General features: G+C 67.1%; 20 protein-coding genes. 8 read left to right on the top strand and 12 right to left on the bottom strand.

The window, feature by feature from the left end; translation table 11 throughout:
- Window positions 1–2 precede the first annotated feature (2 nt).
- Window positions 3–179, bottom strand: a complete 177-nt coding sequence (locus PPZ50_RS12535; protein WP_157092681.1) for a hypothetical protein — start codon at window positions 177–179, stop codon at window positions 3–5.
- Between the two features lie 87 nt (window positions 180–266).
- Between PPZ50_RS12535 and PPZ50_RS12530 the strand changes: the two genes are divergently transcribed.
- The 7 genes from PPZ50_RS12530 (at window position 267) to PPZ50_RS12500 (ending at window position 7,208) form a co-directional block, all read left to right on the top strand.
- Window positions 267–2,945, top strand: coding sequence for a bifunctional [glutamine synthetase] adenylyltransferase/[glutamine synthetase]-adenylyl-L-tyrosine phosphorylase (locus PPZ50_RS12530; RefSeq protein WP_272815310.1), 2,679 nt, complete (start codon window positions 267–269; stop codon window positions 2,943–2,945).
- A complete protein-coding gene (locus PPZ50_RS12525) occupies window positions 2,932–3,387 on the top strand; it encodes a peroxiredoxin (RefSeq protein WP_066688659.1) in 456 nt (151 codons plus the stop codon). The genes PPZ50_RS12530 and PPZ50_RS12525 overlap by 14 nt, the downstream gene beginning before the upstream one ends.
- 358 nt (window positions 3,388–3,745) lie before the next feature.
- Window positions 3,746–4,831 (top strand): M23 family metallopeptidase, encoded by a 1,086-nt coding sequence (locus PPZ50_RS12520; protein ID WP_241215450.1) that lies wholly within the window; start codon window positions 3,746–3,748, stop codon window positions 4,829–4,831.
- Window positions 4,832–4,894: 63 nt separating this feature from the next.
- Window positions 4,895–5,221 (top strand): HesB/IscA family protein, encoded by a 327-nt coding sequence (locus tag PPZ50_RS12515; RefSeq protein WP_066688689.1) that lies wholly within the window; start codon window positions 4,895–4,897, stop codon window positions 5,219–5,221.
- Between the two features lies 1 nt (window position 5,222).
- Window positions 5,223–5,993, top strand: coding sequence for an exodeoxyribonuclease III (gene xth / locus PPZ50_RS12510; RefSeq protein WP_066688669.1), 771 nt, complete (start codon window positions 5,223–5,225; stop codon window positions 5,991–5,993).
- Window positions 5,990–6,748, top strand: coding sequence for a transporter (locus tag PPZ50_RS12505; RefSeq protein ID WP_066688671.1), 759 nt, complete (start codon window positions 5,990–5,992; stop codon window positions 6,746–6,748). The genes xth and PPZ50_RS12505 overlap by 4 nt, the downstream gene beginning before the upstream one ends.
- Before the next feature lie 190 nt (window positions 6,749–6,938).
- The gene (locus tag PPZ50_RS12500) at window positions 6,939–7,208 is read left to right on the top strand and encodes a hypothetical protein (RefSeq protein WP_066688677.1); all 270 of its coding nucleotides are present in this window, start codon (window positions 6,939–6,941) and stop codon (window positions 7,206–7,208) included.
- Window positions 7,209–7,250: 42 nt separating this feature from the next.
- On the opposite strand, the gene PPZ50_RS12495 is transcribed toward PPZ50_RS12500, so the two are convergent.
- From PPZ50_RS12495 to PPZ50_RS12445, 11 genes are all read right to left on the bottom strand, one after another.
- Window positions 7,251–8,399, bottom strand: coding sequence for a hypothetical protein (locus tag PPZ50_RS12495; RefSeq protein WP_066688679.1), 1,149 nt, complete (start codon window positions 8,397–8,399; stop codon window positions 7,251–7,253).
- 95 nt (window positions 8,400–8,494) lie between these two features.
- Window positions 8,495–9,253, bottom strand: a complete 759-nt coding sequence (locus PPZ50_RS12490) for a sterol desaturase family protein (RefSeq protein WP_084401326.1) — start codon at window positions 9,251–9,253, stop codon at window positions 8,495–8,497.
- A 95-nt stretch (window positions 9,254–9,348) separates the two neighbouring features.
- Window positions 9,349–10,440, bottom strand: coding sequence for an LPS export ABC transporter permease LptG (lptG, locus tag PPZ50_RS12485; RefSeq protein WP_066688681.1), 1,092 nt, complete (start codon window positions 10,438–10,440; stop codon window positions 9,349–9,351).
- The gene (gene lptF, locus PPZ50_RS12480) at window positions 10,440–11,633 is read right to left on the bottom strand and encodes an LPS export ABC transporter permease LptF (RefSeq protein WP_198158494.1); all 1,194 of its coding nucleotides are present in this window, start codon (window positions 11,631–11,633) and stop codon (window positions 10,440–10,442) included. The genes lptG and lptF overlap by 1 nt, the downstream gene beginning before the upstream one ends.
- A gap of 172 nt (window positions 11,634–11,805) precedes the next feature.
- Window positions 11,806–13,068: a serine palmitoyltransferase gene (gene spt, locus PPZ50_RS12475; RefSeq protein ID WP_084401756.1), complete on the bottom strand. Its 1,263-nt coding sequence runs from the start codon at window positions 13,066–13,068 to the stop codon at window positions 11,806–11,808.
- A gap of 32 nt (window positions 13,069–13,100) precedes the next feature.
- On the bottom strand, window positions 13,101–13,346 hold the full coding sequence (locus PPZ50_RS12470; RefSeq protein WP_066693030.1) for an acyl carrier protein: 246 nt from the start codon (window positions 13,344–13,346) through the stop codon (window positions 13,101–13,103).
- A 33-nt stretch (window positions 13,347–13,379) separates the two neighbouring features.
- Window positions 13,380–14,270 carry an NAD-dependent epimerase/dehydratase family protein gene (locus PPZ50_RS12465; protein ID WP_126013386.1) on the bottom strand — a complete coding sequence of 297 codons (891 nt, stop codon included), beginning with the start codon at window positions 14,268–14,270 and terminating at the stop codon, window positions 13,380–13,382.
- A gap of 5 nt (window positions 14,271–14,275) precedes the next feature.
- On the bottom strand, window positions 14,276–15,415 hold the full coding sequence (proB, locus tag PPZ50_RS12460) for a glutamate 5-kinase (RefSeq protein WP_066689168.1): 1,140 nt from the start codon (window positions 15,413–15,415) through the stop codon (window positions 14,276–14,278).
- Complete coding sequence (gene obgE / locus PPZ50_RS12455; protein WP_066689167.1) at window positions 15,400–16,446, bottom strand: GTPase ObgE; 1,047 nt, start codon at window positions 16,444–16,446, stop codon at window positions 15,400–15,402. Before obgE ends, proB begins: the two co-directional genes overlap by 16 nt.
- Before the next feature lie 45 nt (window positions 16,447–16,491).
- Entirely contained in the window at window positions 16,492–16,974 is a 483-nt protein-coding gene (locus PPZ50_RS12450; protein ID WP_066689165.1) for a GNAT family N-acetyltransferase, read from the bottom strand.
- Window positions 16,968–17,558: a TetR/AcrR family transcriptional regulator gene (locus PPZ50_RS12445; RefSeq protein WP_066689163.1), complete on the bottom strand. Its 591-nt coding sequence runs from the start codon at window positions 17,556–17,558 to the stop codon at window positions 16,968–16,970. Before PPZ50_RS12445 ends, PPZ50_RS12450 begins: the two co-directional genes overlap by 7 nt.
- A 32-nt stretch (window positions 17,559–17,590) precedes the next feature.
- Between PPZ50_RS12445 and PPZ50_RS12440 the strand changes: the two genes are divergently transcribed.
- A complete protein-coding gene (locus PPZ50_RS12440; protein WP_066689186.1) occupies window positions 17,591–18,454 on the top strand; it encodes a metal-dependent hydrolase in 864 nt (287 codons plus the stop codon).
- The last annotated feature ends 12 nt before the right edge of the window (window positions 18,455–18,466 follow it).

Here is an 18,466-nt window from a genome sequence, read left to right as displayed (position 1 = left end):
GCTTATTGTTCGGACAGGTCGTCCAGCGAACGCAGATAATCCTCCCAAGCGCGCGGCATCCGTTTGTCTTGCCCATAGACATGGCGCAGCGCGCGGCCGACACCATCGGTTGGGCTGGGCGGACGCACGACCTGCCCCGCAAAGGGCCGTTTGCCGGACAAGGGGATATGCGGTGCCATGTGTTTCCAACGACCGCATAGACGTTTCGTTTCATCCTTTTAGCCGATAGGTATCGCAGTCCGTCGCGTCGATCGCCGAGGGAAGGGATGCAGTTTTCAGCCGATCTGCTGGCGCGCGTTCGTGCCGGTTCGCCGTTCCTGTCGACCCTGATCGATCGGGAAGCGGATTTTCTCGACCGTATCGCGGGTTTCGACGTCGACGTGCAGGCCGCCGTCGCCGCTGGCGGCGATATGCCGCTGGCACAGCAACTGCGGATCGAGCGGCCGCGCGTCGCGCTGCTGGTCGCGCTCGGCGATCTGGCCGGCGTCTATGACCTGACCCGCGTGACACGCACGCTCAGCGACTTTGCCGACCATGCGCTGCACCGCGCGATCGTCCAGGCGATCGAAGACCGGACGCCGGGGGCGGAGCCGGCCGGGTTTGCGGCGATCGCGCTGGGGAAGCAGGGCAGCCATGAGCTCAACTATTCGTCGGATATCGACCCGATCCTGCTGTACGATCCGGGAATCCTGCCGCGACGGGAGAAGGACTCGCCCGCCGAGGCGGCGGTGCGGATCGCCAAGCGCGCGGTTGAGCTGCTGCAGGCCCGCGATGGCGACGGCTATGTCCTGCGGGTCGATCTGCGCCTGCGTCCTTCGCCCGAAGCCACGCCGATCGCGCTGCCGATCGATGCGGCGGTTTCCTATTACGAATCGGCCGCGCTGCCATGGGAGCGGGCGGCGTTCATCCGCGCGCGGGCGGTCGCCGGCGACGTGGCGCTCGGCAATCGCTTTCTCGAAGCGATCCGACCGTTCGTATGGCGCCGCGCGCTGGATTACGGCGCGATCGGCGAAATTCGCGAGATCACCAGGCGCATCCGCGAGCATTATGCGCAGGGCCAAGCATTCGGGCCAGGCTATGATTTGAAGCGCGGCCGGGGCGGCATTCGCGAGGTCGAGTTCTTCGCGCAGGTGCATCAACTGGTCCATGGCGGCCGCGATCCGGCGTTGCGTGTGCCAGCGACCCGCGATGCGTTGGCGGCGCTGGCGACCAGCGGTCGCATTTCGACTGACGAGGCCGCGACGATGGACGCCGCCTACACGCTGTTCCGGACGATCGAGCACCGGTTGCAGATGGTCGACGACCGGCAGACGCACAGCCTTCCCGATCAGCAGGACGCGCTGTATCGCGTGGCGCGGTTGCATGGGCTGGACGACGGGCGGGCGTTGCTCGACCTGCTCGCCCCGCATGTCGCGGCGGTCGGCTCGATCTACGACCGGCTCGACGGCGCGGCGGCCACGCGCCTGCCGGCCGATCCGCAGTCGCTGGCGGAACGGTTGGAGGCGCTGGGCTTCGCATCGGGTGAACAGGGCGCACGCCGCATCGCCGACTGGCGCGGCGGCGCCTATCCGGCGCTGCGCAGCCCCGCGGCGCGTGCGGCGCTGGAGGACAGCCTGCCGGGGCTGGTCGCCGGGCTGGCCACCGCGTCCGATCCGCAGGCTGCGCTGCTGCGGCTCGACGCGATGCTTGCGCGATTACCTAGCGCGATCAACCTGTTCCGCCTGCTGGAGGCGCAACCCGCGCTCGCCCGGCTGCTCAGTACGATCCTGTGCCACGCGCCGACGCTGGCCGAGGCATTGGCGCGGCGTGCGGTGCTGCTGGACGCGCTGATCGACGCGCGCGCGCTCGAGCCGGTCGGCACCGTCGATGCATTGGCGGCGGAGATGCTGGCGCGCAGCGGCGATGGCTATGAACGGCTGCTCGACCATGTCCGCGATGTCGTGAACGAAAAGCGGTTCATGCTGGGCGTGCAGGTCGTGGCCGGGACCGGCGATCCGCTCGACGTGGCGGCGGGCTATGCCAGGGTCGCCGAAGCGGCGGTCCGGGTGTTGGCGGCCGCGACGGTCGAGGAATTCGCCCAGCGCCACGGGCGTGTTCCGGGCAGTGAACTGATCGTCCTGGCGCTCGGGCGACTGGGCGGCGGCGCGCTGACCCATGCCTCGGACCTCGATCTGATCTACTGCTTCACCGGCGACTTCGCGGCGGAATCGGACGGTGCCAAGCCGCTGGGGGCGGTGCTCTATTATAACCGCCTAGCCCAGCGATTGACGGCGGCGCTGTCGGTGCAGACCGCCTCTGGTCCGCTCTATGAGGTCGATACCCGGCTGCGGCCTTCGGGCGCGCAGGGGCCGCTGGTCGTCTCGCTCGCCGGGTTCGAGCGGTATCAGAAGGAGGATGCGTGGACCTGGGAGCATATGGCACTGGCCCGCGCCCGGCCGATCGTCGGTTCGCCGGAAGGGCAGACGCAGGCCGCGGCGATCATCGCCCGGGTGCTGGGCGGCGACCGGCCCAAGCGCGACGTCGCGGCCGAGGCGACGACGATGCGGGCGGAGATGGCGCGGCACAAGCCGCCGGCGGGGCCGCTCGACGCGAAGCTGACGCCCGGCGGCCTCGTCGACCTCGAGTTCGCCGTGCATGTCACGCAATTGTCGACCGGTCGTGGTCTGGTGCCGCAACTGGGCGAGGCGATCGGCGCCCTTGCAGGGGAAGGGCTGCTGCCCGCCGATCTTCGGCCGGCGCATGATTTCCTGACGCGGCTGCTGGTCGCGATGCGCCTCGTCGCTCCCGATGGGCAGGTGCCCTCCGCCGCGACGCAGCCGATCCTTGCCGCAGCGCTGGGCTGTGCCGATTGGCCGGCGGCGCTTGCCCGGCTGGACGAGGTGCGGCAGAGCGTCACGACGGCATGGGCGGCGATCGCGACGGGAGAACAGGATGGAAATCGGTGACAGCCTGCCAACAGGCCATCTGACCTCGGCAGACGGCATGCGCTTTGCACTGTCCGATCGGATCGGTCGACCGATCGTGCTGTATTTCTACCCCAAGGCGGACACGACCGGCTGCACCCGGGAAGCGCAGGATTTCTCCGCGCTGGCCGACGAATTCCGCGCCCGGAACGCGCTCGTCATCGGCGTGTCGCGCGATACGCTCGCGAAGCTCAAGCGCTTCGCCGAAAAGCACGCCCTCACCGTCGAACTCGCCAGCGACGAGGACGGATCGGTGTGCGAGGCGTTCGGCGTATGGGTCGAAAAACAGATGTACGGTCGGAGCTATATGGGCATCGAACGGGCGACCTTCCTGTTCGATGCGCAGGGGAAATTGCTGCGTCAGTGGCGCAAGGTCAAGGTCGCCGGCCACGCGGCGGAGGTCCTTGCCGCCGTTCCGGCCTGACCCGAACGAATCGATTGCACCCGCCCGCGAAGGGTCGCGCAGAACGACGGGATTACCCACCGGCATCCTATGGTTAAACGGCTCGCCGTACCTGTACGGCACTTTAACGCGCAGCGACGGTCGTTCGCTTGCGTGCCATAGCGAATTTCCGGCAAGTGCTGCCTCAGGTCAACGCGGTGGGGCATACCGTCAAGACATTGGGGTTCATCGTTCGTGTCGGCTCGCCCGGCGCGCATAACGCTCGGATAAGCGGGACATAATGTCGATTACCTCCGTATGGAAAAACAACGTCGCTCCGATCACGGGGTTCCGTTCGATCTTTCGGACCCGTCATTTTATCCTGCACGATGGCAAGCAATTGCGCCGCCACACGATTTCCGGCCGTAACCAGGCCGCTGCCGCCGGTCTCGCGGCCGTTACCATCGCCTTCTCGGCCTATGGCATGGGACAGGCGACGATCGGCACGGCGATGGCCGGTGCGGTTGCCGGCGACGACAAGGTCGCAGCGATGCAGCAGCAGGTCGATGCGATGCGCGCCGATGTCGCCCGCCTCCACGCCGATGCCCGTGCCCATGCCGCCCGCCTCGACAAGCGGCAGGCTGCGCTGGCCGCGGTGCTGACCGGTTCGGAAAATGCCGACACGCTCGCACTCGCCGCGCTCGATCAGGCGCCGGCCGGCGCGTCGAACAGCGTCACCCGCCCGTTCGACCGCGTCGCGCGGCAGCAGGCGGCGATGGCGGCACAGGCAAAGGCAGTCGCCGATGCCCGCTATGCCCAGACCGCCGGTTCGCTGCGCAAGCTGGGGCTGAACCCGCGCCGCGTGATGCCGGCGATGGGCGGACCCTATGAGCCGGTCGATGCGGCCACCGCCGCGGCCGCTGCCGCCGGAGCGGCCACCGCCGATGCGCAGGCCGATGCCCAGTTCCGCGCTCTGTTCATGAGCTGGAAGAAACTCGACACGATCGAACAGGCGGCGATCTCGATCCCGTCCTATCAGCCGGTGCAGAGCCTGTCCTTCACCAGCAACTTCGGCGTCCGCTCCGATCCGTTCCGTGGCACCGCCGCGATGCATGCCGGGGTCGACATTCCCGGCCCGATCGGCACGCCGATCTACGCGACCGCCGACGGCATTATTTCGCGGGCCGAGCGCGCCGGCGGCTATGGCAACCTGATCGAGGTCAACCATGGCAAGGGTATCGCGACCCGCTATGGCCACCTCTCGAAAATTCTCGTGCGCGACCATGAACGGGTGAAGCGCGGCCAGATGATCGGCCTGATGGGCTCGACCGGTCGCTCGACCGGCAGCCACCTTCATTACGAAGTCCGCATCGACGGATCGGCCGTCAATCCCGCACCCTATCTGCAGGCAGGCCAGCTCGCCATGGCCGCCGACCGGGCACAGCGTCAGCGGCTGGCGATGGGTGGCCCCGCCGTCGCCGAGTAAGGTGATGTGGGCGCCGTTGCCGTAAGGCGGCAGTGCGCCTATCTGGGCGGGATGGATACGACCATGACCGATGTCACCCTGTCCGCCGCCGCCGCCGCGCGGGTGGCTGCCATCGCCGAAAAACAGGGCAAGCCCGCCATCCTGCGCTTGTCGGTCGAAGGGGGCGGTTGCTCGGGTTTCCAGTACCGTTTCGGCTTGGCCGACGGGGCCGAGGCGGATGACAGTATCGCCGAAACGGACGGCGTGAGGCTGGTGGTCGATTCGGTCAGCCTCGATCTGGTGCGGGGCAGCGAAGTGGATTTCGTCGAGTCGCTGGGCGGCGCGGCGTTTCGCGTGACCAATCCGCAGGCGGCATCGGGCTGTGGCTGCGGCACCAGCTTCGCGATCTGACGTGCGGATCGTCTCCTACAACGTCAACGGCATCAAGGCACGCCTTCCCCGGTTGATCGAATATCTGACCGAGGAACAGCCCGATGTCGTCTGCCTTCAGGAGCTGAAGGCCAGCGACGACACCTTTCCCGAAGCGGATATTCGCGCCGCCGGCTATGGCGCGATCTGGCATGGGCAAAAGGGGTTCAACGGCGTCGCGGTGCTGGCACGTGGGAGCGACCCGATCGAGCGGCAACGCGGTCTGGCCGGCGAGCCGGAGGACGAACACAGCCGGTATCTGGAGGCGGAGGTCGATGGCGTCGTGATCGCGTCGATCTATCTCCCCAACGGCAATCCGCTGCCGGGACCCAAATTCGACTATAAGCTGCGCTGGATCGACCGGTTGCGCGGGCACGCCGCCGAACTGCTGGCGGAGGAGCGCGCGGTCGTGCTGGCGGGCGATTACAATGTCATCCCCAATGACGACGATGTCTATTCGGTCCGGGCGATGCAGTCCGATGCGCTGATGCAGCCTGAATCGCGCGCCGGTTACCGCGCGCTGCTGGCGCAGGGCTGGACGGATTCGCTCCGCACGCGCTTTCCCAAGGGCGGGGTCTGGACCTTCTGGGACTATCAGGCCGGCGCGTGGCAGCGCGATGCCGGCTTTCGCATCGATCACCTGTTGCTGAGCCCCATCGCCGCCGATCGCTTCGCCGATGCCGGTGTCGACAAAAGCCATCGCGGGCGGGAAAAGGCCAGCGATCATGCGCCGACCTGGGTTCGCCTGCGTTGAAGCGGATCGCATTCGCCGCGCTCGTCGCGGTGCTGTCGACCCCCTCGATTGCTGCGGCGCGTGACTATTGCCCGACCCGGCCCAGCCTGGGGCAATCGGCCTGCACCATCGAAGCAGGCCATTACGCGATAGAAACCGCGCTGTCGGACTGGGAACGGTCAAGCGACAGCGACATGGTGCTGTTCGGCGATACGCTGTTCCGGCTCGGTCTGACCGATCGCAGCGAATTGCAGATCGACTGGACACCGCTCGGGATCGCCCGCGATCGACCGAACGGCCGCAACGTCGTGCGAACCGGCGATCTGGAGATCGGATCGCGGATCGCGCTGCGCAATCCGGACGGTAAGGGCCTGTCCTATGGTCTGCAGCCGTCGGTCACCGTGCCGGTCGGCCGCTCCCCCATTGGCAGTGGTGGCTGGGGCGTGGCGATGGTCGCGCCAGTCTCCTATGACCTGAGCAAGCGGATCAACCTGCAATTCTCACCCGAACTCGCCTGGATGCCGCGCGACGAAGGGCGCGGAAACGCGGTTGCCGCGACCGCAACGCTCGGGCTTGGCGTCCTGGTGAGTGACGCCTGTCAGTTCACGACCGAACTGCAATGGCAACGTGCCGAGGGTGTTACCGAGCATCGCCTCGCGCTCGCGGTGGCGTGGCAGGTGTCGGACGACTTCTTCGTCGATACCGGGGGCGTTGCCGGGCTGGACGACAATACGCCGGCGTTGCGCCTGTATAGCGGCCTGTCGCGACGGTTCTGATCGGTCGAACGACATGTGGCGGATGACGCCATCGTGTCGGACAATTTTCGGTGTGTTGGTGTTGCATACCACTACCGTTGCGGTTGGCCTGCGCTAACATACTGAAAAGACGAAGACGGCCGATTTGGCACGCTCGCTGCAAAGCTTCCGCCAAGTCCGCGATCGGTGCGGACAGCACAGGGAGCCATCCATGACCGTTCTTCGTTTCGCCGCTTCGACCCTTCTGACCCTCGCCGCAGCGACCGCGGCCCATGCCGCCCAGCCGGAGAATGCGCCCGTTGTTCCCGCCATGGCCGTGAACGCTGGCGATCAGACGGCGGCCGCGCCGACCGTCCGGGTCAAGCGTTACTGCATCTCCGATCGCCGCGAGGGCGCGCCGCGCCGCCCGAAAATCTGCCGGACCCGCGAGGATTGGCAGGCACGCGGGTTCGATCCGCTCGTCGCGCTGGGGCGGATCTAATCGCTGGCCGGTGCCGCCGGGCGGGGCGCCCGGCGGCAGTCATTACAACGTGCGTTCGTACATCTGATAGACGCGATTGACCTTGCTATCGATGGTCGTCGCGATCGCGTTCATGCCCTGATTGTCGTCGAGCACCCAGCCGATCTCGCCGCGCGACGCGCCGAACTTCGCGACCGCGTCGCGGCGGATATATTCGATCATCATGAAGGCCAGCTGGCTCGCCATGCGCGACGCCTGCAACCGCTTCACCACCCCCATCAACGGCACGCGCATCGTCCGCGCCTTGGGCGCGCGCAGCCACCACAGCAGCTTCAGCCAGTTGAACGGCAACAACGACCCGCCCATCGGTTTCAGCGGCTCGTTCATGTCCGGAAGGGTAATCATGAATGCAACCGGCTCGCCGTCCAGCTCGGCGATGCGGATCAGATCCTCGAACACCAGCGGCTTCAGCTTCTTGCCGACATCGTCGACCTCGGGTTGGGTCAGCGGCACGAAGCCCCAGTTATCGGACCAGGCATCGTTCAGGATGTTCAGGATGATCGCCGCTTCGTCGGCGAACTTCGCCTTGTTCACGCGCCGGATGCGGATGCGCTCGTTCTTTTCCCCCGCCGCGACGATCCGCTGGACGATCGGCGGAAAATCCTTGGTGATGTCGAGCTCGTAGGTGATCATCTGCTTGACCGGGGCATAGCCCGCCGCCTCGATCCAGCCGCGATAGGCCGGCAGGTGATGGCCCATCAGCACCGTCGGGCTATGGTCGTAACCCTGGATCAGCAGGCCCGGCTCTTCCCAGACCGACAGGCTGCACGGGCCGATCGCGCGGGTCATACCCTTGTCGCGAAGCCACTGCTCGGCCTGCGCGATCAGCGCCTTTGCGGTGGCTTCATCCTCCGCTTCGAACATGCCCCAGAAGCCGACACCGGGGCCGAACCCCTTGTCGGTCGGCATGGTCAGCGCCAGTGTGTCGAGATGCGCCGATACCCGGCCGACGACCTTGCCGCCGCGCTCCGCGATATAGAGTTGCGCCTCGGCGTGGCTGAACCAGCCATTCTTCCTAGGATCGATCTGTCCGGCGACTTCGCTCTTGAGCGGCGGCACCCAGTGCGGGTCGTTGGCATAGAGGCGATAGGGCAGGGCGATGAACGCCTTGCGATCGGCAGCGGTAACGACCGGACGGACAGTGATCGACATGGTTTCCCCCAAAACGCGACGGGGCGGCAATGCGCCGCCCCGTTCCAAACTTCAAATGACAAATCGGTCATCAAGACCGCGTTCGCGCAGGTCGATCAGCCGCGATAGCGCGGATGCCCCTTCGCGACGCCGCCCGACAGTTCGGCGACCTTGGGATATTTCTTCGCGACTTCCTCGGTATAGCCGAGGTTGAAGACCGTCGGGCTCTTTTCCGGGCGTTCCGAACGCTCGTAATGGGTGCCGAAAATCTTGTCCCAGAAGAAGTTGGTGATGCCGAAATTGCCATGCTCGTCATGGAAGTGATGCGCCATGTGCTTGCGCTTCCATTCGACCAGCAGCTTGTTCTTCGGCTTGTACGCCAGATGCTGGATGCAATGGCAGAATTCGTAGAAGCAGGTAGTGATCAGACCGGTCGCCAGCGCCGCCATTGCCCCGCCGAAACCGCCGATCAGATAGCCGATGGGTGCCGTCGCGACCGCGATGGCGGGCAGGGTGGTGTGGAGCGCGCCGAACAGCACCTCAAGGTGGTTCGGGTCCTGGTGATGGTCATAATGAATGCGCTTCCACGTCGCGGCGAGCGGCGCGAACTTGAACATCCAGTTGGAATGCAACACCCAGCGGTGCAGCAGATACCATACGAACGGATAGGCGACGACCGAGATGCCGACCGACGCCAGCGTCGGCCACAGCGGCGCGGGACGCCACGCGAACAGGCCGATCGCGACGAACGACAGCGCGATATAGGCGATGATCGCCGGATACTGAAAATACGCAACGACAAGTTCCTTGAAGGTCATCTTGTCGAGATGGTGCGACTTTTTCCAGAAGCCCTGCTTCTCGGTGATCGCGTTCATCGGCCTAACTTCCTCAATCCATTCCTTTACCGGACGATTCGCCCATCGTTGCCGCTCTGCCCGCGCTTTGCGGCCAAAGTGCGACGATCCTGGGGCTATTCCTCGGTCCGGATCAGCACCGCCTCGCCGATCAGAAAGAACAGCAGGAACGGCGCCCATGCCGCAAGGAACGGCGGATAAGCCCCAAGGTTGCCCATCGCGAGAGCGAAATTGTCCGCCACGAAATAGGTGAACCCCAGCGCCATGCCAATGACCGCGCGGACAAACAACTTGCCCGAACGGGCAACGCCGAACGCCGCGACCGCGGCCAGCAGCGGCATCAGCACCGCCGACAGCGGCCCGGACAGCTTGTGCCACAGCGCGCCTTCCAGTGCCTTGGTCGGGCGGCCGGCCTCGGTCAGGTCATCGATCGCGGTCGACAATTGCGCGAACGACAGGCCGTCGGGATCGACATTCTGCAGCGTGAACTGATCGGGCCGCACCCCGCCGGCGATCTTCAGCGATCCCAGCCGCTCACGCACCCCCGTCGCGACGGTAAAGCGTTCGGCATTGTCGATCCGCCACGCGCCGCCTTCGCGCCAGCCGCGACTGGCGGTGACCAGTTCCCGCAGCGAACTGCCATCGCGATTGTAGACGGTGATCCCGCGCAGCCGGGTCGCTTCGCCCCGACCGGCGACGCGGGCCACCTGGACCAGATTGTCGCCGTCACGCACCCACACATTGGTCCGTTCGCCGCGGTCGACCGGCATCGGCCCGTAATCGACATCGTCCCAGCTGGACAGGGTGGCGGTCGCCCGGGCGACGACCCGCTCGTTGAACGCGAAGGACAGCGCCGCCACACCGAAGCTGGCGAGGATCAGCGGCGCCAGCACCTGATGCGCCGACAGGCCGGCGGCCTTCAGGCTGATGATCTCGCTGTTCTGGTTGAGCTGGGTCAGCGTCAGGATCGTGCCCAGCAGGACCGAGAAGGGCAGGAAGCGCGCGATGATCTGCGGCGTGCGGAGCGAAACATACCGCAGGATCTCCGCCTGCCCGTTGCCCGGCACCGCCAGGATCTTGCCGCTCTCGCTCAGCAGGTCGAGTGCCTGCAACACCAGCACCAGCGCGAACAGGATGGCGAAGGTGCGGACGAGGAACAGCCGCGCCATATAGATCGCGACCGTCGAGGAGGGAAAGAAACCGCGCATCACGCCGCCGCCTTGCGCTTGCCGGGAAGGTAACGGCCGATGAACTTGCCCACCTTCGCCGCGCCGCGTTCCAGCCCGCCGATCGGCTCGCCGCCGGGGACGCGCGCGATCACCCAATAGAGGCGGAAGACCAGGGCCGCGAACAGCAGGAACGGCCCCCACAGCGCGATGATCGGGTCGATCCGGCCCAGGCCGCCGACCGCTTCGCCATATTCGTTGACCTTGTGATAGGTCACGATGATCACGATCGACAGGAACACGCCGAGCGCCGAGGACGACCGCTTGGGCGGCACGCCCAGCGCCAGCGCCAGCATCGGCAGCAGGAACATCGTCGCCACCTCCGCCAGGCGGAAGTGGAAGTTGGCCCGCGCCCCGTCGCGATCCTCTTCGCTGACATTCGGGTTGCGCCCGGTGATCGCCAGCTGCGGCAGCGTCTGTTCGAGGTCGCGTCCGCCGCGCGGGCGGAAGCTGCCGAACTTGGGCAGGTCGATCGGCAGGTCGTGGGCGGTAAAGGTCAGCGTGCGGGGAACGCGGAAATCGGGCGCGTTGTGGATCAGCGTGCCGTTGGTCAGGCGGAAGATGATCGTATCGGGATCGGGCGAGCGCAGGAACTGGCCGCGCTCGGCGGTGACGCCCAGCCATTGGCCGTTCGGGCGGCTCGCCTGCACGAAGATGCCGCGCAGGTCGGCACCGGAATCGCGGCTCTCTTCGATCCGCAGCGTCATCCGCTCGCCCAGCTTGGTGAACTCGCCGACCTTGATCGACGCGCCCAGCGCACCGGTGCGCAGCTCGAAGCGCAGCGCTTCGTAATTATAGCGTGCTAGCGGCTGCACGAAGCCGACGATCGCGAGGTTCGCCGCGGCCAGCACCGTGGCATAGAGGAACGGCACCCGCAGCAGCCGCCAATAGCTCATGCCGACGCCCAGCATCACGTCCAGCTCCGACGAGGTGGCGAGCTTGCGGAAGGCGAGCAGGATGCCGAGCATCAGCCCGATCGGAATGCCGAGCCCCAGATATTCGGGCAGGAGATTGGCGAGCATCCGCCACACGACGCTGACCGGACCGCCTTCGGCCGCGACGAAATCGAACAGTCGCAGCATCCGGTCGAGGACGAGCAACATCGCCGAAATCAACAGCGTAGAGAATAGCGGCACCGCGATCAGCCGGGCCATGTAGCGATCGATCGATGGCATGGGCCAAGGCTATAGCGAAGGATACGCCCGAAGCTAGCCCCCAACAATCCTCCCGCTTCGCGGGGGGGGGGGGGGACCATCCGCAGGATGGTGGAGGGGGTATCCGCGTTCGCGGCCAGCCCCCTCCACCACCGCTATGCGGCGGTCCCGCTCCCCGCGAGCGGGGAGGATCTTAGGCGATAACCCCCACCGCCTTGCCGGCGGCTTCGAACATGCCGAGGATCGTCTCGACCTGTTCGGCGCTATGCTCCGCGCACAGCGAGCAGCGCAGCAGGAAGGTGCCGGCCGGGGTCGCGGGCGGGCGGGCCATGTTGACGTACAGGCCGCCTTCCAACAGCGCCTGCCACATCAGCACCGCCTGCTGCTGATCCTCGAGGATGACCGCGATGATCGCCGACTGCGGCGTCTCGGTGCCGAGCTTGAAGCCGAGGTCCTTGAGACCGCCGTGCAGCCGCTTCGAATTGCGCCACAGGTGCGCCCGCTTGTCGCCGGCATGCATCAGTTTGCGGATCGACGTCGCGGCGGTCGCGACGACCGACGGCGGCAGCGATGCGGTGAAGACATAGGGGCGGCACACCAGCCGCATCACGTCGAACTTCGGATGGTTCGATACGCAGAAACCGCCGACCGTGCCGACCGATTTGGAGAAGGTGCCGACGACGAAATCGACGTCCTTCTCGACACCCTGCTCCTCGTACACGCCGCGCCCGTTGGGGCCGAAGAATCCCATGCCATGCGCTTCGTCGACCAGCACCATTGCGCCATGCTTCTTCGCGACCGCGACCATTTCGGGCAGCGGGGCGATGTCGCCGAGCATCGAATAGACGCCTTCCAGCACGACGAGCTTGCCCGGTTCCTTGGGCAGGCGGCCGAGGCGTCGGTCGAGATCCTCGACCGAATTGTGGCGGAAGCGCACGATTTCGGCATTGCCGAGCGAGCAGCCGTCATAGATCGACGCATGGCTGTCGGCGTCGAGGATGATATATTCGCCCTTGCCCGCCAGCGTGGAGATGATGCCAAGATTCGCCTGATAACCGGTCGAAAACACCATGGCATGCTCGGTGCCATAGAATTCGCGCAGCGCCGCCTCGCAATCCTTGTGCGGGTCATAGGTGCCGTTCAGCACCCGGCTGCCGGTCGTGCCCGACCCGAACTCGTCCAGCGCCTTCTTGCCCGCCGCCACGACGTCGGGGTCGAAGGTCATGCCCATATAATTATAGGTGCCGAGCAGGATCGTGTCCTTGCCCCGGATCACCGCCTGGGTCGGCGACGTCACCTTGTCCATCACGATCGCGAAGGGATCGCGCACGCCGGTCGCCAACAGCGCTTCCCGCTCGGCGATCAGCGCGTCGAACTTGCTGAACAGGTCGCGTTCCGGCGCGACCGTCTCGGGCGAATCGGGCAGGGCGTGGGGGGTGGCGGCGGCTTCGGTCATGGTGTCGGTCTTTCGGGGGCCGGGCAGGGAGGTCAGGCGGTCTTCAGCTTCTCGACGGCATCGGCCAGCTGGCCGACGGTTTCGATGTCCGCCTGCATGTTCATGGTGATGACGATGTCGAATTCGTCCTCGACCGCCGCGACGAAATCCATCACGGTCAGGCTGTCCCATTCGAGATCGCCGGCAAAGGTCGTTGCCTCGGTCAGCTCGACGCCCTTCTTGTTGAACGGTTCGACCAGGTCGGTGATCGTGGCGAAGGTGGCGGCGCGGTCGCTCATGCGGGTCTTTCCAATATGCGTGGTTGCGCGGGGCTATAGCAGACGATGCGCGCGATACCATGCCGCGGTGTCGGCAAGGCCGCGCGCCGTGTCGATCCGTGGCTCCCACAGGTCGGGCGGCGGGCGCCGGGCGGGATCGGCGGTCCAGTCGGGATGTGCGAGATAGCTGGCGCGATCGGGCGTCAGCTTGGCTTGCGCCCCCCGCAGCTTGCGGTCGATCCGTGCGCCCAGCTGCAGCAACCCGGCGGGCAGGTGCATCGCGAGCACCCGCCGCCCGACCGCATCACCGATCAGCCTCGCCATCTCGGCATGGGTCATCGCCCGGCCGTCATCGACCTCCAGCACGTCGCGCGGACCGTCGCGTTCGGCCAGCGCCAGCAGCAGCCGCGCGAGATCGTCCACCGCGACCAACGCCACCTTGCCCGGTGGTGGCAGCAGCGCCAGGCCCATCTGCGCCATGCGGAACATGTCGCGCATCTCGGTATCGCCGGGACCATAGACGCCGGTCGGGCGGACGATGGTCCAGTCGCGATCGCTGGCAGCGACCAGTTCCTCGCCGGCCCGCTTCGACGCGCCATAGGCGGAAAGCTGCGGCTCGCGCGCCGACAGCGAAGAGACATGGACGAACCGCCGCACGCCGGCGGCGCGTGCCGCGTCGAGTACCGCCTGCGTGCCTGCGACATTGCCCGCGGTGAAGCCGGCAGCGTCCGGCGCGTTCACGACCCCGGCGACGTGCAGCACGACGTCGGCACCGACCATCAGTTCGGCAAGGCTGTCGGGCTTGTCGAGCGCGCCGCGCACCCAGTTCACGTTCGGCTCGGCAGGCTGGGCGCGGCGGGTCAGCGCGCGGATGTGCCAGTCCTGCCCGACCGCCTGCGCGATCACGCGGCGACCGACGAAGCCGGTCCCGCCGGTCAGCGCCATCGTCCTCACAACAGCGCCATATGGTTGCGATGCACCAGTGCGGAGCGCGGCGCATAGCCCAGCAGATCGGCCAGCTCGTCGCTGCGCCGTCCGACGATCCGCGCCGCTTCACCCGCGTCATATTCGGCCAGGCCACGTGCGATCGCACGGCCCTCGGCATCGATGATCCGCACCAGATCGCCGCGCGAGAAATCGCCCGCAACCTCGATGGCGCCGGCCGGCAGCAGGCTGCGCCCGCTCGACAATGCGCGCGCGGCACCGGCATCGATCCGGATCGACCCGCGATCGGTCAGCCCGCCCGACAGCCACGCCTTGCGCGCCGGGGCGTTGCCGGCGGTCGCGAACACCGTGCCATGGCCGGTTTCGCCGAACTGTGCGAGCGGGTGGTCGATCCGTCCGGTCGCGATGGCGAGGTTCGCGCCGGCGGCGGTCGCGATCCGCGCCGCCTCGATCTTCGACACCATGCCGCCCGATCCCATGCCCGACGACGACCGGGTATCGGCCATCGCCATGATATCGGCATCGATCTGCGCGACATGCGGGATCAGCCTGGCGTCCGGATTGCCATGGGGGTTCGAATCGTACAGCCCGTCGATATCGGACAGCAGCACCACGCCGTTCGCGCGCGCCGCCGCGCCGACCCGCGCGGCAAGGCGGTCGTTGTCGCCGAACCGGATCTCCTCGGTCGCGACGCTGTCATTCTCGTTGACGACCGGAACGACGCCCAGCGTCAGCAACCGCCCGAGCGTCGCCGAGACGTTGAGATAGCGTCGGCGATCCTCCAGATCGTCGAGCGTCACGAGCAGCTGTGCGGCAGTCAGCCCGTGCGCGCCGAGCAGTTCGGCCCAGATGCTCGACAGCGCGATCTGCCCGGTCGCCGCCGCCGCCTGCGCGTCCTCCAGGCTGGCGCGCCCGCCCTTGGGCAGCCCAAGCCGCCGCGCGCCGAGCGCGATCGCCCCCGACGATACGATGACGACCTGCTGCCCGGCAGCGACCCGCCCGGCAATGTCCGCGACCAGCGACGCCAGCCACTCCCGCCGCGCCTGCCCATCCGGCGCGACCAGCAACGCCGACCCGACCTTGACGATCAGGCGCGGGCAGGTGGCCGGGCCGAAGACGTCGCTCGCCCCTAGATCGGCGACCATTCGCGCGGTTCCTCGTCCTCGCCCGTGTCCTGCGCGTGCATCTCGCTGGGCCCGATCGCCTCGATCAGCCGGTCGAGCACCGCTTCCAGCCCCTGCCCGGTGGCACCCGACAACGGCAGCACCTGCGCACCGCTCTCGGCTTCCAGCTCGGCGATCAGCGCCTCGGTCAGTTCCTCGTCGAGCAGATCGGCCTTGTTCAGCGCGATCACCTCCGGCTTTTCGGCCAGGTCGGCACCGTACGCCTCCAGCTCGCCGCGCACGATGCGATAGGCCGCGACCGGATCGTCGGCATGGCTGTCGATCAGGTGCAGCAGCACCCGGCACCGCTCGATATGCCCCAGGAACCGGTCGCCGATCCCCGCGCCGTCCGCCGCGCCTTCGATCAGGCCGGGTATGTCCGCCACCACGAACTCGCGCTGCTTGTGGCTGACCACGCCCAGCTGCGGGCGGGTGGTAGTGAAGGCATAGGCGCCGACCTTCGCGTTCGCATTGGTCACCGCATTGATGAAGGTCGACTTGCCGGCATTGGGCAACCCGACGAGACCCGCATCGGCCAGCAGCTTCAGGCGCAGCCACACCCACGCCTCGTCGCCCGGCCAGCCGGTGCCGTGCTGGCGCGGGGCGCGGTTGGTCGACGTCTTGTAGCTGGCATTGCCGCGCCCGCCATCGCCGCCGCGCAGGAATACCTCGCGCTGCCCCGGCCGGGTGAAGTCGGCCAGCACCGTTTCCTTGTCCTCCGAAAGCACCTGCGTTCCGACCGGCACGCGGATGATCAGGTCGCGCCCGCCCGGACCGGTGCGGTTCGCGCCCGCGCCGCCGCTGCCGCGCGGTGCGCGGAAATGCTGGGTATAACGGAAATCGATCAGCGTGTTCAGCCCGGGAACCGCTTCGAAGATGATGTCGCCGCCCTTGCCGCCATTGCCGCCGTCCGGGCCGCCATATTCCATGAATTTTTCACGGCGAAAGCTGACGGCGCCGGGGCCACCCGCGCCCGAACGGACGAAGATCTTGGCTTGATCGAGAAAATGCATGGCGTGCGCTTAGTCGGAGTCGCCCCAAGGGGGAAGGGGGTTATGCTATAACGACCGGTACAGCACCAGCGCGTCGACCTCCCCCAGCGACGGATGCTCGAACGCACCGGGCAGTCGCCCGACCTGTTCGAACCCCAGCGACAGCCACAGCCACACCGCGCGCACGTTGCTGGCGACGACGAAGTTGAACTGCATCGCCCGGAAACCCGCCGCGCGGGCATGGTCGAACGAGTGCAGCGCCATTGTCCGCGCGATGCCGCGTCCGGTGGCCTGCGCCTGGGTCGCATAGCCGCAATTGGCGACATGGCCGCCACCGCCGGCATGGTTGGCGCGGCAGTAATAGCTGCCCAGCACCCGGCCCTCGACCTCGGCGACGAACACGCTGTTGCCGGGCGCGAACCAATAGGCCAGCGCTTGCTCGGCCGTCATGGCGCGATCGAGCGCATAGCTCTCGCCGGCGCGGATGATCGGCACGATGATCTCCGCAATCGCCGCCCGGTCCGCGGCCGTCGCCGCGCGGATCAGCACGGGCGCGCTTCGTCCCGCACCGCGATCAGGCTGCGCACCGCCAGTTCGCGCGCGCGCTCGCGCGGCAGGCGCAACGCCTTGGCCATCGCCCCGCCGAGCAGCGCATCACCCAGCGCCATCAGCACCAGCTGCAGCGTCTCGTCCGCCAGCGGCATCCCGCTCAGCGCGTTCTCATGGCCCAGCCGGTCGACCAGCGCATGAATGGCATCAAGGATGGGGTCGAGCGCATCGTCATTGCCCGACAGGATCATCCAGCTGGCCAGCGCCCCGGCGCCTTCGCGATCGAAGGCGTCGAACGTCAGGTCGACGATCTCGCGCGGATCATGGTCGCCGTCGCGCACGCGCAGCACCGCCGCACCAATCGTCGCGGTGATCGTCGTCGCCATCCGCTCGGCCAGCGCCTTTTGCAGCCCCGATGCCGACCCGAAATGATGCAGCAGATTGGCGTGCGTCCGCCCGATGCGCGTCGCCACCGCCTTCAACGTCACCGCCTGCGGCCCGGCTTCGATCAGCAGGTCGCGCGCGGCGTCCAGCGCGGCGTCGCGCGACGCTTCGGGGGAGAGGCGTCGCCTGGCTATTGACATTGTTGTAAGTAATTCCCAGATTCCATGCGATGATGTGGAGCAGAACCGTGTCGAAAGCAAAGACTCCCGCCGATCTGACCATCACCCCGCGCGACGTCCGCTTCGGGCGGGGCGGCAGCTATCGGCGCTATTGGCTGAACGATGATCCGATCGCCACCGCCTTCTACAACGCGCTGTCGGTGACCTTTCCGAAGGGCGAAGGCTTCTTCATCGACAGCGTTCGCCAGTTCCGCGACGACGTGCCGCCGCGCCTCGCCGCCGAGATCCGCGCCTTCATCAAGCAGGAGGCGATCCACACCCGCGAACATGTCGCGTTCAACCGCCATGTCGCCGACCAGGGCTATGATACGTCGCGGCTGGAAGCGCGGGTCGATCACGAGCTGGCGATCACGCGAGGCAAGCCGCCGATCGCCAACCTCGCAGCGACGATGGCGCTGGAACATTTCACCGCGATCCTCGCGCATGAACTGGTCGCGAACCCCCGGCATCTGGCCGGCGGGGATCAGGCCGCCGCCGACCTGTGGCGGTGGCACGCGATCGAGGAGATCGAGCATAAGGGCGTGGCCTATGACACCTGGCTGCACGCCACCCGCGACTGGACCCGCCTGAAGCGCTGGTGGGTCAAGACGCTGGTGATGCTGATCGTCACCGCCAAATTCTTCCGCGGGCGCACGGTCGGGATGCTCGATCTGCTCGCGCAGGACGGGTTGACCGGTGCGCGGGTCAAATGGCGGCTGTTCGCCTATGCGTTCGGCCGGCCCGGCATGGCACGTAAGGTCATGGGGATGTGGCTGTCCTTCTTCCTGCCCGGCTTCCACCCGTGGAATCACGATGACCGCGAATTGATCGGGCTGGTCGACAGCGAGTTCGAGGCGGCACGCCTCGCCAGCGCCTGACGCCTTGCCCCG

The organism is Sphingomonas hankookensis, from assembly GCF_028551275.1.
In the GTDB taxonomy this organism is placed as follows: Bacteria; Pseudomonadota; Alphaproteobacteria; order Sphingomonadales; family Sphingomonadaceae; genus Sphingomonas; species Sphingomonas hankookensis_A.
The sequence above is the reverse complement of the archived record's forward strand: the minus strand, read 5'-3'. Positions and strand labels throughout refer to the sequence as shown.